The sequence below is a fragment of the Azoarcus taiwanensis genome (genome assembly GCF_012910885.1).
GTDB classification, from domain to species: domain Bacteria; phylum Pseudomonadota; class Gammaproteobacteria; order Burkholderiales; family Rhodocyclaceae; genus Azoarcus_F; species Azoarcus_F taiwanensis.
On record NZ_WTVM01000037.1, the window covers coordinates 19,630 to 32,510 of the forward strand.

Annotated in this window: 14 protein-coding genes; 4 read left to right on the forward strand and 10 right to left on the reverse strand. The window is 62.8% G+C overall.

What is annotated here, in order from left to right; translation table 11 throughout:
• Positions 1–2 precede the first annotated feature (2 nt).
• From flgK to flgB, 10 genes are all read right to left on the reverse strand, one after another.
• A complete protein-coding gene (flgK, locus tag GPA21_RS08050; RefSeq protein WP_168987690.1) occupies positions 3–1,958 on the reverse strand; it encodes a flagellar hook-associated protein FlgK in 1,956 nt (651 codons plus the stop codon).
• A gap of 84 nt (positions 1,959–2,042) precedes the next feature.
• Positions 2,043–3,026, reverse strand: coding sequence for a flagellar assembly peptidoglycan hydrolase FlgJ (flgJ, locus tag GPA21_RS08055; RefSeq protein WP_168987691.1), 984 nt, complete (start codon positions 3,024–3,026; stop codon positions 2,043–2,045).
• Between the two features lies 1 nt (position 3,027).
• Positions 3,028–4,095, reverse strand: a complete 1,068-nt coding sequence (locus GPA21_RS08060; protein WP_246261833.1) for a flagellar basal body P-ring protein FlgI — start codon at positions 4,093–4,095, stop codon at positions 3,028–3,030.
• A gap of 57 nt (positions 4,096–4,152) precedes the next feature.
• Positions 4,153–4,827 (reverse strand): flagellar basal body L-ring protein FlgH, encoded by a 675-nt coding sequence (locus GPA21_RS08065; protein ID WP_168987693.1) that lies wholly within the window; start codon positions 4,825–4,827, stop codon positions 4,153–4,155.
• Between the two features lie 9 nt (positions 4,828–4,836).
• Positions 4,837–5,619, reverse strand: a complete 783-nt coding sequence (flgG, locus tag GPA21_RS08070; protein WP_168987694.1) for a flagellar basal-body rod protein FlgG — start codon at positions 5,617–5,619, stop codon at positions 4,837–4,839.
• Between the two features lie 136 nt (positions 5,620–5,755).
• Positions 5,756–6,493, reverse strand: a complete 738-nt coding sequence (gene flgF, locus GPA21_RS08075; protein WP_168987695.1) for a flagellar basal-body rod protein FlgF — start codon at positions 6,491–6,493, stop codon at positions 5,756–5,758.
• 25 nt (positions 6,494–6,518) lie between these two features.
• Positions 6,519–7,760 (reverse strand): flagellar hook protein FlgE, encoded by a 1,242-nt coding sequence (gene flgE / locus GPA21_RS08080; RefSeq protein ID WP_168987696.1) that lies wholly within the window; start codon positions 7,758–7,760, stop codon positions 6,519–6,521.
• A 15-nt stretch (positions 7,761–7,775) separates the two neighbouring features.
• The gene (locus GPA21_RS08085; RefSeq protein ID WP_168987697.1) at positions 7,776–8,438 is read right to left on the reverse strand and encodes a flagellar hook assembly protein FlgD; all 663 of its coding nucleotides are present in this window, start codon (positions 8,436–8,438) and stop codon (positions 7,776–7,778) included.
• A 31-nt stretch (positions 8,439–8,469) separates the two neighbouring features.
• Positions 8,470–8,874: a flagellar basal body rod protein FlgC gene (flgC, locus tag GPA21_RS08090; RefSeq protein WP_168987698.1), complete on the reverse strand. Its 405-nt coding sequence runs from the start codon at positions 8,872–8,874 to the stop codon at positions 8,470–8,472.
• Positions 8,875–8,888: 14 nt separating this feature from the next.
• On the reverse strand, positions 8,889–9,296 hold the full coding sequence (gene flgB / locus GPA21_RS08095; protein ID WP_168987699.1) for a flagellar basal body rod protein FlgB: 408 nt from the start codon (positions 9,294–9,296) through the stop codon (positions 8,889–8,891).
• Positions 9,297–9,531: 235 nt separating this feature from the next.
• Here flgB and flgA point away from each other — a divergent pair, with 235 nt between their 5' ends.
• From flgA to GPA21_RS08115, 4 genes are all read left to right on the forward strand, one after another.
• Positions 9,532–10,227 carry a flagellar basal body P-ring formation chaperone FlgA gene (flgA, locus tag GPA21_RS08100; protein WP_168987700.1) on the forward strand — a complete coding sequence of 232 codons (696 nt, stop codon included), beginning with the start codon at positions 9,532–9,534 and terminating at the stop codon, positions 10,225–10,227.
• A gap of 126 nt (positions 10,228–10,353) precedes the next feature.
• The gene (flgM, locus tag GPA21_RS08105) at positions 10,354–10,659 is read left to right on the forward strand and encodes a flagellar biosynthesis anti-sigma factor FlgM (RefSeq protein WP_168987701.1); all 306 of its coding nucleotides are present in this window, start codon (positions 10,354–10,356) and stop codon (positions 10,657–10,659) included.
• On the forward strand, positions 10,656–11,144 hold the full coding sequence (locus tag GPA21_RS08110) for a flagella synthesis protein FlgN (protein ID WP_168987702.1): 489 nt from the start codon (positions 10,656–10,658) through the stop codon (positions 11,142–11,144). The genes flgM and GPA21_RS08110 overlap by 4 nt, the downstream gene beginning before the upstream one ends.
• A gap of 75 nt (positions 11,145–11,219) precedes the next feature.
• On the forward strand, positions 11,220–12,881 hold a 1,662-nt coding region (locus GPA21_RS08115), incomplete at its 3' end, for a DNA topoisomerase IV subunit B (RefSeq protein WP_168987703.1).

Consider the following 12,881-nt stretch of genomic DNA (forward strand, 5'->3'; position numbering starts at 1 on the left):
TCCTATCGGGCAATCGACAGCAGTTCATCGAACAAGCGCTGCGCGATTGCCATGACCCGCCCCGAGGCCTGATAAGCCTGCTGGTACCGGATCAAGTTGGCTGCTTCCTCGTCCAGATTCACACCGGAAAGTGCGTCACGCTGTTCGGTGGCCTGGGTGAGCAGCGTCTGCTGGGTCTGCTCGCCTGCCTGAACCTCGCGTGTCTTGTTGCCCACGCCTGTGACCAGCTGCGAATAGAGTGACTGGAAGGTTGCGGTCGGACTCCCACCCGGCGATGCGAACATGACCTTGGTGGTCTGCAGCGCGCCCAAGCGTGCCGCGTTGCGGTTGTCCGCAGTGCCCGCTACGGTTGCACTGAAGGTGAAGCGGTCATGGGCCTGCGGGGTGCCGGAGAGCGTGAACTCGAAGCTGTATCCATCAGCTATCGACGTCAGGGTGAACACCTTGCCACTGGCGTCGCTGCTGGGATCGTAAGCATCATCCGGGGCCAGTGTGTAGCCCGCCGGCAGCCCCCCCAGTACGTTACCGTCCCAGGTCAGGGTAAAGGATGGGAAATGCGGATCAGTGGCCCTGGGAAGCATGCCGTCGACCGAGTTCACCACAATGTTGCCGACCTTGCCGGTGCCAGCATTGGACACCGGCATCTCTACCGACACCGGGTTGGCTGCAGCGACCTTGCGCGGATCGCTGATCACCACGCCGATATCACGCGCTGCATTGCGCGTGGGCTGGATCAGTGCACTCTCTCCCGCTGCCAGTCCGAATCCGGGAGCGGACACATCAACCACCAACCCTTCAAAAGTGATGCTGCCGGCAAACGGGGCTGAACTGACACCCGTGTTGCGGTTGGTAATCGTGTAATCGACGCCATCGAAGGCAAGAGTGTAATCACTGTCGGTCAGCGCCCCGACCTGGGCGCTGTCGATCGAAACCTGCGCTGCGGTGGCCGGAGACACGGCTACCGGCGGCAAGCGGAAGAAGTCCTGCCCAAGCACACCCTCGAGATCCACACCCAAGGCGTGCACCCGATTGAACTCAGTCGCAAGACCCAGCGCAATCAGGCCGAGACGGTTCTGCGCTGGATCGAGCGACTCGCGTCGAAACGCGAGCAAGCCCCCCAATTCACCGCCGTTGAGCAAGCGCTCGGGCAATAGCGTCTCACCGCCCCCCGGAAGCACCAGTGTCAGCGACTGCCGTGTGGGGTCCAGCGGATCCGGGGTAGTGCCCAGCGTCGATACATTCTGACCGAGCACCAGCGGTTGACCGGAGCCGATGAACACACTCAGTTGCCCGTCGCGCTCGACCACCGTCGATGTCTTGATCTTCGTGTTCAACTCCGCGACCAGAACGTTTCGCTGGTCGCGCAAGTCGTTGGCAGGCACGCCTGGACCGGCCGCCTCCGCGACCACGATGCGCTGATTCAGCTCGGCAATCTGGCGACCCAGGGAATTGATCGTGTCGACGCTCTCAGCGATCTGATCTTCAACGCCGCTGCGGACCTCACGTATGCGCCCATCCAGCGCACTAAAACGGGCGACCAGCGCCTGTGCCGACGAGATCAGCGCCTGGCGGGCCGGCACACTGGTCGGGTTTGCCGACACTTCCTGCACACCGGCAAAGAAATCCTGCAGGGACGGTGATAACCCGACCGAGGGGTCAGCGAGCAGATTGTTGATCTGGGAAATCTGGGCGCCGTAGGCAGCGAACTCGGACCGGCGGTTGTCAGCCGACAGCACCTGGTTCTCGAGAAACTGACTGTACTGGCGAGTGACCGTCGCAATACGCGTACCCTGACCGAAGAAGCCCACACCGGAGAACAGCGGGTCGTTGGTGGTCTGAACCACGCCCTGACGGCTGTAGCCGGGGGTGCCGGCGTTTACGATGTTGTGCGACGTTGTGTTGAGCTGAAGCTGCGCGGCATTCAGTCCGGTCAAGCCGATGTTGAGCAATCCGGCCATGATGGTTCCTCGTTACGTTTGAACCATATTTAGCAAGTTTCTTGCCAGTTCTGCCGTGGCGGGCAGCCGGCACTTGCGCTCACCTCAACCACCGAGCGCAGCGCGCAGCGTCGGCCCGTTGATGATGCTTGCGAGCTTGTCCGCGTAAAGCGGATCGGTAGCGTAGCCAGCTGTCTGCAGGCTGCGGGCGAATCCGACCGGATCGCTCTGGCCGAGCACGTTCGCATAGCGCGGGTTGTTGCGCATCAGGTTGGCGAAGTCCTGGAAGGCTTCGGCGTACGAGCCGTAGACCCTGAAACGCGCCTTCTCTGTGTAGGGCCGACCGTCGGCGTACTCGGTCACTGGCAGTTCGACCACCGGACCTTTCCAGTTTCGGCCGGCCTTGATGTTGAAAACGTTATGGCTCGGTTGTCCGTCGCGAGTTCGCAACTCCGCCCTGCCCCAGCCGGTTTCGAGCGCAGCCTGAGCGACCATGAACTGCGGCGGCACACCGATGCTGCGTGCGGCTTCAACCGCATGCGACCAGACCCGGCCGACGAAGTTGCCGACGCGCTCGGAGACCGACGAGGCCGGACTCGGAACCCCGCTAGCCGTGGCGGCAGATCCACTTGCTGGCGCATTCTCCCCGGCGGTGTTGCCGGCAGCGCTTGCCTCTCTGCTGCCGCGCAAGGCAGAAATTGCCGCTCGACGCGGCACGCTGGCCAGATCGAACACTGGCTTGCCGTCCTGACCGATGGCCGGCTCACGAGTCACACCCAGATGCTCACCGCCCATTTGACGAAAGATCACGTCGGCCAGGCCAATGCCCGAGCCCGAGCCTTGCGCCATTTGCATCGCCATCTGCTGGTCCTGAAATGACTGCAGCATGCGCGTCTGGTCGTTGTCGAAGAGGCCATTGGCCGGGGTTGCCTCGCGCATGGCCTTTAGCATCATCTGCATGAACAAGCCCTCGAACTGCTTGGCGGCAGCGCGCAGCGCATCGGGCGAATTGCCTTCGCGCGCAAGCCGCTTGAGATCCCCGAAGGAGTTCGGGTCGAGGACGTTGAGCTGGTTGAGCTCGACGCTCATGTCAGATGATCTCCAGCTCCGCCCGCAAGGCACCGGCCGCGCGCATCGCCTGCAGGATGCTGACGAGGTCGGTCGGCGTCGCGCCAATCGCGTTGAGTGCGGTGACCACGTCCGACAGACTGGCGCTCTCGGGTACGTTGATGAAGCTCACCTGCGGTTCGTCGATCTCGATCCGGCCTTGCTGCACCACTGCTGTCTCGCCGCCACTGAACGGAGGCGGCTGGACCACCGTGGTATCGGTGCCGATACTGACGGTGATGTTGCCGTGGGCAACCGCAACGTTCTGCAGCGTGACCCGCTGGTTCATGACCACCGAACCGGTTCGGGCGTTGACGATGACCCGTGCCGCCTGCTGCTCCGGGGTGACCATGAGGTTCTCCAGGCGGCCGATGAATGCGACGCGATCGGTCGGGTCCATGGGTGCCCGCACCTGGATGCTGCGTCCGTCCAGCGCCTGGGCAACCCCGTTGGCAGTCGCCATGTTGATCGCATCCACCACCCGACGCACGGTGCCGAAATCGGTTTCGCGCAGTTCGAAGGTGATGTATTCGCCCTGGCCGAGCGAGGTTGGCACGGCACGCTCGACCGTTGCGCCGTTGGGAATGCGCCCTGCGGCCAGATGGTTCGTCACCTGCGATGCGCCGACACCTTCGGCACCGATACCGCCAACGAACAGATGGCCCTGCGCCATTGCGTAGACCTGCCCGTCCGCGCCCTTGAGCGGCGTCATGATCAGGGTGCCGCCGCGCAGACTACGTGCGTTACCGATGGATGAGACGGTGACGTCAATCTGCTGCCCAGGACGTACGAACGGCGGCAGATTGGCAGTGACCATCACCGCCGCAACGTTTCGGAGCTGCAGGCGCGTTCCCGGCGGCATCGCCACGCCCATGTTGCCCAGCATGTTGATGATGCTCTGCACCGTGAATGGCGTCTGCGTGGTCTGGTCGCCGGAGCCGTCCAGCCCCACGACAATCCCGTAACCGACAATCTGGTTGTCCCGCACGCCGGAAATCGAGGCCAGATCCTTGATCCGCTCCGCCGCCGATACCGGCGCACCCAGAGTCATCGCAACCAGCACGATTCCAAACAATCTAAAGAGCTTTCGTGTATTCATGATGCCCCCTCAGAACGGCAGGACCGCGAGGAAGAATCGCTGCAGCCAACCCATGCGCTGGGACTCGTCGATGTAGCCACTGCCCTTGTACTCGATGCGGGCGTCGGCCACCTGCGTGGATTGCACGGTGTTGGCCCCGGTAATGGTGTTGGGGTTGATCACCCCGGAGAAGCGGATGAACTCGTTGCCCTGGTTGATCGCGAGCTGCTTCTCGCCCGACACCAGCAGATTCCCGTTCGGATAGACCTCGATGACAGTGACCGTGATCGTGCCGTTGAAGGCGTTGTTGGCCGCCGCAGCACCCCGCCCAGTGAAAGTCGAGTCTGCCCCGGCTTCGACCTCGAGGCCGCCAAGGCCGGCGAGTGGCACGCGACCAAGGGTGGTGATGCCGCCGCTCATGCTCGAGCCGCGGGTCGCATTGGCGTTGGATGCCTTTTGTGCAGCATTGCGCTCGACCAGGTTGATCGTGAGCGTGTCGCCCACATTGCGGGCACGCCGGTCCTCGAACAGCGGTCGGGCGTGGCTCGCCTGATAGATGGCGCCATTGGCCGGTACCATCTGGGCTCGCGCCTCGGGAATGGCCGTCATCGGCTGGTGCACTGCGGTGGGCGGCGTTGTCTGCACTGCCGCACAGCCTGACAGCAACACGAGCGCAACAATCGCAAGAAATCTGACGCTATTCATGACGAGGCCTCAGAGCTGGGTGAGGCGGCCGAGCATCTGGTCGGACGTGGAGACCACTCTTGAATTGATCTCGTAGGCACGCTGGGTCACGATCATGCTGACCAGTTCCTCGGCCACGTTGACGTTGGAAGTTTCGACGTAGCCCTGGTTGATCACGCCAGCGCCTTCCAGCCCTGGCTGAACAGGATTGGCGACGCCACTGGAAGCCGTCTCGAGAAACAGGTTCTCGCCGGCTGCCTGCAGGCCACCGGGGTTGACGAAGGTCGCAAGCTGAATCGCACCCACCTCGATCGGCGCAATCTCACCCGCCTGCAGCACGCTCACGGTGCCGTCCTTGCCCACCGTGATCGACAACGCATCAGCCGGGATGTTGATGTTGTCGGCCAACAGGTAGCCGCTGGCAGTCACGACATTGCCCTCGTTGTCGAGCTGGAAGGACCCATCGCGGGTGTAGGCGATGGTCCCGTCCGGGCGCTCGATCTGAAAGAAACCATTGCCCTGCAACGCGAGATCGAGAGAATTGCCGGTCTGCTGCAGATTGCCCTGGGTGAACAACCGCTCGGTCGCAATCGGGCGCACGCCGGTACCGATCTGCAAACCGCTCGAGATCTGGTTCTGCTGAGTCTGCTGGGCTCCCGGCTGACGAAGGGTCTGATAAAGCAAGTCTTCGAACACCGCCCGTGAGCGCTTGAAACCATTGGTCGAAACGTTGGCCAGGTTATTGGAAATGACGTCCAGCTGCGTCTGCTGGGCATCCAGTCCGGTTCTTGCGGTCCATAGCGAGCGAATCATGTCGTACTCCTTGTCTGGCAATGTGTCGCGGCCAGACTGCCGCGTTTGCCCTGATACTCAGCTTACGCGTCGTGCCCTGACGACGATCCGGCGAATAACGGGTTCAAGCCGGCCTTAATTCTTGTTTCGACGCCGATCAACGGCTGCCGAGGATCTGCGATGCGGCACGGTCGTTCTGCTCGGCGTTCTGCATCATGCGGGTCTGCATTTCGAACTGGCGAGCGAGCGAGATCATCGTCACCATCTGCTCCACGACATTGACATTGCTGCCCTCGAGATACCCGCTTGCCACCGCAACGCCGGGGTCTGCGGGCGCTGGCAAACCTGTGCTCAGCCGGAACAAGCCGTCAGCACCGCGTTCGAGACTCTGCTCGGGCGGGTTGACCAGCTTGAGCTGACCGACGACGTTGACCACACCTCCCCCGCCCGGCTCGATGGCCGAGATTGTGCCGTCGCGACCGATGACGATCTCGGTATCCGGCGGAAGCGCAATCGGCCCGCCTTCGCCGACAACCGGCCTGCCATCCCGGGTCTGCAGGACGCCGTTGGGGCTCACCTCAAGACTGCCGTTGCGAGTGTAGGCCTCGGTGCCGTCCGGCATCTGTACCGTCAGCCAACCCTTGCCATCAAGAGCGACATCGTACGGACGGCCGGTGTATTGCAGTACGCCCGGCGCGAAATCGTTGCCAACGCTGGCGTCCACGGTGAAGGCTCGAGTGCGATGAGCGTCGGTCTGCACCTCGACCGCGCGCAGTTTGTGCAGCTCGGCACGGAAACCGGTGGAGTTCGCATTGGCAAGATTGTGCGCAACGGCGCCCTGCTGACCGAGAGTGTGTTTGGCACCGGTCATTGCCGTGTAGATCAGGCGATCCATTACGTTTCTCCTTCAGCCGCTCCGATCAGCGCAGATTCACCAGCGTCTGCAGCAGTTGATCCTGGGTGCGGATCGACTGAGCGTTGGCCTGATAATTGCGCTGCTGGATGATGAGTTGCACGAGCTCCTGGGTGAGGTCGACGTTGGAATCCTCAACCTGGCCAGCCGAGATGACGCCGTTCAAACCCGCGCCCGGGCGCCCCTCGACCGGCGCCCCGGATTCGGGCGAGGCAGCCCACAAGTTGTTGCCCAGCGAGATCAAGCCGTTCGGGCTGCGGAAAGTCACCAGGGTGACCTGACCAAGATCGCGTGTCTGCCCGTTCGTGTAGCGCCCCTGGATAATGCCGTCACGGCTGATCGCGAACCCTGCCACCTGCCCCGAAGCGTAGCCATCCTGCTGGATTTCCGTGACCGAGAAGGTTGAGCCGAACTGGGTCATGTTCGACAAGTCGATCGGAAACGTGAGGGCGGCTGCGCCATTGTTCAAATCGGCGGCCGAACGTGTGAAGTTGAACGTTCCCGGGAACGCGTCATCGTATCTGCCATTGGGTTGAAACACCGTGCTCCCTATTGAGTTAGGGGTATCACCGTCGAGTGAGGCATAGACCTCCCAGGTCCGGTCAATCTCGGGCGCGGTGCGCACAAAGTACAGACTCAGCGTATGCGGATTGCCGAGGCTGTCATAAACGGTCAGCGAAGTGGTCGAATTGTAGGAGTCGGTATTGAGGGGGTCGAACGGAGCGGTTGTCGGCACCCCCTCCCGGGAATCCAGGTTCGCCGTGATCGAGACCCCCGTTTCCGAGCCGGTTGCCTGAGGGTCCGCCTCATCCTGCGGAACCCGTAGCGGGCCAATGACGTTGCCAACCAGACCGTTGGGGTCGACCTGATACCCGGTCAGGCGCTCGCCCTGTGCCGTGATGATGTAGCCTTCGCGATCGACATCGAACTGACCGTTGCGGGTGTAGGCGAAGGTGCCGTCGTTGCGCTGGATGCGGAAGAATCCGTTTCCGTTGATCGCCATGTCGAGCGGATTGCTGGTCGTCGTCAGGTTGCCCTGGGTGAAGGCCTGCTTGACGGCATTCACCGTAGCACCGATACCGACCTGGATAGTCGACACCGCCCCGGTGAGTGCAGACGCGTACACGTCGGCAAACTGGGCCGTGGCGCCCTTGAAACCCACCGTACTCGAGTTGGCGATGTTGTTGCTGACAACGTCAATCGCCCTGGATGACGATGCGAGGCCGCTCAAACCCTGTTGGAATGCCATGATCCGTGCTCCTGATCAGAGAATCTGCTTGATGTCGTTGAACTGAAAGATGCCGAGCGAACCGACCTGCAAGTCAGCTCCGCGCGGGCCGCGCATCACACCGGTCACCTGGCCGAATTCCAGGGTGCGCGCAGCCACATTCTTGTCACCCTCGCTGGCAGTCACGGAAACAGTGTAAAGCCCGCTCGCCGCACGCTCGCCGCTCACCGAGGTACCGTCCCAGACGTAGTTGTGCGAACCGGCTTCGACGTCGTCGAGTTCGATCTTCGCGACTTCGATGCCGGCGGAATCCCGAATACTCAGCGTTACGCGCTGGGCCGGAGTGTCGAGCACGAATCCACCAACCCCGCCCGCTTCGGTCAGGATCATGCCCTTGCCTGGCACCAGTACACCGCGGCCGACGAGCGCGGCTGCGTTCATGGTTTCGGCCGCTTCCTGGGCGTCGAGGAATTTCTGGAACATCTTGTTCAGGCGCTCGATACCGTCAACCGTGCTCATCTGGGCGAGCTGCGAGGTGACTTCCGCATTCTCGAGCGGATTCATCGGATCCTGGTTTCTCAACTGGGTGGTCAGCAGCGTGAGAAAACGCGTCTGGGCATCATCGTTGGCAGTCTTGTTGACCGACTCGTTGCGCCCCAGACTTGCCAGCACGTTCTTGGTTTCGTTAATCACGCTCATTGCGCTCTCCAGTTACCGCCAACGCGAACGATCACTGACCGATGGCCAGCGTGCGCTGCAGCAGGGTCTTCGCGGTACTCATGATTTCCGCGTTGTTCTGATACGAACGAGAGGCCGAGATCATGTTGACCATCTCCTCGACCACGTTCACGTTGGGCATTTCCACATAGCCCTCGGCATTGGCCGCAGGGTTGTTCGGTTCGTACACCAGGCGCATCGGCGCCGCGCTCTCGACGACCTCGGTCACCCGCACGCCCTGGGCGCCGGGTCCGGCCACCGGCGTTGCTGCGAACACCACTTGTTTCGCGCGATAGGGTTGGCCATCCGCGCCTACCACGCTGTCGGCATTGGCCAGGTTCGAGGCGGTCGTGTTCAAGCGCATCGACTGCGCATTGAGCGCTGAGCCCGCGATCGTGAAGACATTGAACATGCTCATCGTCGCCCGCTTCCTTATTGACCCGAGATCGCGCGCTGCATGCCGCGCAACAGGCTGTTGATGAAGGTCACGCTGGCCTCGTAATGAATCGAGTTCTCTGCGAAGGCCGCGCGCTCGACGTCCATATTGACGGTGTTGCCATCAACGCTGGATTGCAGTTCCCGCCGGTAACCGGTAAAACCCTCGAGGCGCGCACCCTGACCGCTTGCGACATGTCCGCTCGCGGTGGTCGCCAGCGCCAGCGGACCGAAACGGCCCTGACCCAGCGCACCGCGCAAGGCAGCCCGAAAATCGATGTCGCGAGCCTTGTAGTTCGGTGTATCGGCATTCGCGATGTTCGATGCGATCAACTGTTGGCGCTGTGCCTGAACATTGATCGCCGTCTGGTAGAAGCTGAGCGAATTGTCTAGCAGGGTTTTCATGGCGGAACCTCGATTTCTCCGGCCTCGAGCCGTTAATTGGGATGCGGACCGGGACTCACCCAGCCCATTGCACCTTTCATGCCAGCTATCCTAGGCCCGCGCAATGCCGCCCGGTTCTTCGATAACCCTGCAAAAAACCGTCCAATTCCACCGGCAACCCGTCCTCAATTGCCGCTTTACGGCAGGATTTGCCGTTGGCTTGCCGCAGCAGGCGAAGACGTGTTGCAATGAGAAGATGAAAGTCCACGCCGCCCCGCTTCTCGCTACCGCAGTCGCACACCTGCTGACCGCAGGTGCCGTTCATGCCCACCAACCCCCGGAGCCGGTCGAGGCGCTGGCAACCGAGTTTCTGCATGCCCAGGCATCGGGGCTACCCGGCGACATCAGCATCGAGGTCGGCCAACTGGACCGCGCCAATCAACTCCCGCCCTGCGCATCACTGCAGCCGTTTCTGCCGCCCGGCACACGCGCATGGGGTCAGATCAGTGTCGGGGTCCGCTGCGATTCACCGGTGGTGTGGACGGTCTACTTGCCGGCCCGGGTGTCGGCGGTAACCGACTATCTCGTCGCCGCGCGCCCGATTCGCCCGGGGCAGATCATCGGCCCCGAGGATCTTCGTCTGGAACGCGGCGACCTGGCCGCCCAGCCCCCTGGCGCCCTGACCGACATGGCTCGAGCGATTGGGCACCACGCCCGCTTCGCAGTCGGCGCAGGCAACACCTTGCGTGCGGAGATGCTGCGTCTGCCACCAGCGGTGCAGCAGGGGCAAACCGTGAAGGTCATCGGCAGTGGGGCCGGATTCCGTGTCAGCAATGAAGGGAGGGCGCTCAACCGGGCCGGAGAAGGTGAATCGGTGCGCGTCCGACTTCCCAACGGCCAGGTCGTCACCGGCGTCGCACGCGCGGAAGGCGTGGTCGAGGTTCGTTTCTAGCGCTGGCATGCGTTTTGCATGTGATAACGCAAGTAGGCCGCAGGCTGATTTTTTTGAATTTATTTCTCAAGTTTCTTGCAGCGCAGCCGTTACCCTAGCCGTAAAGGTGTTTTCGGGAGAAGCAAAGTGAAGATAGAAGGCGGTATCAAGACGGTCCAGGGGCTCACCGGTGGCGGCGAGAACAGGCCCAAACCGCAACCGGGTGCAGGCACACAGAAAGGCGGCGAAGCCAAGGTCGAGCTTTCCTCCTTGTCCGCAAGTCTTGCCAAGGCCGAAGCGACGATCGCTTCCACCCCCGCAGTCGACCGGTCCCGCGTCGATGAGATTCGAGCTGCCATCAGCGAAGGCCGCTTCAAGGTGGACGCCGGCAAGATCGCCGATGGCCTGATTGACAGCGTGCGCCAGATGTTGGGCGACCAGCGCCCGCGATGAACCCGGGCGCCACCCAGTCCGCGGTGCTCGCGAGCCGACTCTCGCAACTGATGGAGAGCGAGGCTGCGCTGCTGCGCAATTTTCTCGAACTCTTGTCGCGTGAGGAATCATTGCTCGTGGCCGGCGAGACGGACGCACTGCTTGCGCTAACCAAGGAGAAGACCGAGCTCTATCACCTACTCCAACGTCAGCACGACACACGCGCCCGGATGCTGGGCCAGGCCGGGCTGGAGAACAACGCAGAGGGCATTCGCAAGGTCTGTGCGGCTTTGCCCGGGGCGCTCGCCACCTGGGACAGGATTCTCTCGCTGGCCGCCGAAGCTCGCGCTCGCAACGAACTCAACGGCAAGCTCATCACCGAACACATGCAGCACAACCAGGCGGCGCTCTCGGTTTTGCTGACCGCCGCCGACCAACCTCAGCTCTATGATGCCGAAGGCGTCAGCCGGCCCGCTGGCCGCGGCCGTCATCTCGGCAGCGCCTGACCTCATTCGCCTGTCACCTGCCCCGCTGTCCTGCTATCCTTGCGCGCCAGTGATCACTGCGACGCATGGAGCCACATGGCAGGCAAGCAATACGACGAGTCCTCGTTCCGGGTTCTGAAGGGACTGGAGCCGGTGCGCGAGCGCCCCGGCATGTATACGCGTACGGATTCACCGGCGCACATCATCCAGGAAGTCATCGACAACGCCGCGGACGAGGCCCTGGCCGGCTTCGCACGCCAGATTGCGGTGACGCTGCATGTCGACGGCTCGGTCACCGTGGCCGACGACGGCCGTGGCATTCCGGTCGGCCTGCATCCGGAAGAAGGCGTGCCGGTGGTCGTGCTCGCTTATACCCGACTGCACGCCGGCGGCAAGTTCGACAAGCGTGAGGGCAACAGCGCCTACGCGTTCTCGGGCGGCCTGCACGGTGTGGGTGTCGCGGTCACCAACGCGCTGTCCACCCGCGTGGAAGTCGAGATCCTGCGCGAGGGCAAGCAGTATCGAATCGAATTCACCGACGGTGGCGAACGTATCGGCCAGCTGAACGAGATCGGCCCCTGCGGACGCAAATCCGGCACCCGGGTGCGGGTGTGGCCGGACGTGAAATACTTCGATTCACCCAAGGTCCCGATGGCCGAGCTCGAGCGACTGCTGCGCAGCAAGGCGGTGCTGCTGCCGGGCGTGGCAGTCCGGCTCGACATCGAGCAGGCAGATGGCAGCATCGTCACCAGGACCTGGTCTTACCCCGAGGGCCTCGCCGGCTACCTGCGTGAAGTCGGGGGCGACAGCGAGCCGGTTGCCCCGATCTACACCTTCGAGCGCTATGCGGACGCCAACGACCCGAGCTTCGCCAACGGCGAGGGCGCGGCCTGGGCGATCGCCTGGTTCGAACAGGCGGTGCCGAGCGAGTCCTACGTCAACCTGATCCCGACGGTGGCCGGCGGCACCCACGAATCCGGCCTGCGCGCCGGCGTCTTCGACGCGGTCAAGTCCTTCATCGAGCACCATGCGCTGCTGCCGCGCGGCGTCAAGCTGCAACAGGACGACGTCTGCGGCCGCATGAGCTTCGTGCTCTCGGCACGACTGCTCGACCCGCAGTTTCAAGGCCAGGTGAAGGAAAAGCTCAACTCACGCGAAGCGGTCAAGCTCGTTTCCGGGCAGATTCGCGACCCCTTCGAGATCTGGCTCAACAACCATGTTGAAGCCGGCAAGGCGATCGCCGAACTCTCGATCAAGCAGGCCATGGCCCGCCAGCGCAGCGCGCAGAAGGTCGAAAAGAAAAAAACCTCCGGCGTCGCGGTGCTACCGGGCAAGCTCTCCGATTGCGAATCCGAGGACATTGCGGACAACGAGCTGTTTCTGGTCGAAGGCGACTCAGCCGGTGGCTCGGCGAAGATGGCCCGCAACAAGGAAACCCAGGCAATCCTGCCGCTGCGCGGCAAGGTCCAGAACGCCTGGGAGGTCGACCCCAACCGGCTCCTGGCCAACGCCGAGATCCACGACATCGCGGTCGCGCTCGGCGTCGACGCCCACGATTACGATGCCACACCTGACCTCTCCGGACTGCGCTACGGCAAGGTGGTGATCATGTCGGATGCCGACGTCGACGGCGCGCACATCCAGACGCTATTGCTGACGCTGTTCTTCCGTCACTTCCCCAAGCTCATCGAGCTGGGCCATGTCTATGTCGCACAACCACCGCTCTACCGCATTGATGTGCCGGCGCAGGGCAAGAAG

What these genes read in the sequence shown, in the direction of transcription:
- flgK (WP_168987690.1), bottom strand. Translation starts at nt 1,958, where the DNA reads ATGGCCGGATTGCTCAACATCGGCTTGACCGGACTGAATGCCGCGCAG.
- flgJ (WP_168987691.1), bottom strand. Translation starts at nt 3,026, where the DNA reads ATGAGCGTCGAGCTCAACCAGCTCAACGTCCTCGACCCGAACTCCTTC.
- GPA21_RS08060 (WP_246261833.1), bottom strand. Translation starts at nt 4,095, where the DNA reads ATGACTCTGGGTGCGCCGGTATCGGCGGCGGAGCGGATCAAGGATCTG.
- GPA21_RS08065 (WP_168987693.1), bottom strand. Translation starts at nt 4,827, where the DNA reads ATGAATAGCGTCAGATTTCTTGCGATTGTTGCGCTCGTGTTGCTGTCA.
- flgG (WP_168987694.1), bottom strand. Translation starts at nt 5,619, where the DNA reads ATGATTCGCTCGCTATGGACCGCAAGAACCGGACTGGATGCCCAGCAG.
- flgF (WP_168987695.1), bottom strand. Translation starts at nt 6,493, where the DNA reads ATGGATCGCCTGATCTACACGGCAATGACCGGTGCCAAACACACTCTC.
- flgE (WP_168987696.1), bottom strand. Translation starts at nt 7,760, where the DNA reads ATGGCATTCCAACAGGGTTTGAGCGGCCTCGCATCGTCATCCAGGGCG.
- GPA21_RS08085 (WP_168987697.1), bottom strand. Translation starts at nt 8,438, where the DNA reads ATGAGCGTGATTAACGAAACCAAGAACGTGCTGGCAAGTCTGGGGCGC.
- flgC (WP_168987698.1), bottom strand. Translation starts at nt 8,874, where the DNA reads ATGAGCATGTTCAATGTCTTCACGATCGCGGGCTCAGCGCTCAATGCG.
- flgB (WP_168987699.1), bottom strand. Translation starts at nt 9,296, where the DNA reads ATGAAAACCCTGCTAGACAATTCGCTCAGCTTCTACCAGACGGCGATC.
- flgA (WP_168987700.1), top strand. Translation starts at nt 9,532, where the DNA reads ATGAAAGTCCACGCCGCCCCGCTTCTCGCTACCGCAGTCGCACACCTG.
- GPA21_RS08110 (WP_168987702.1), top strand. Translation starts at nt 10,656, where the DNA reads ATGAACCCGGGCGCCACCCAGTCCGCGGTGCTCGCGAGCCGACTCTCG.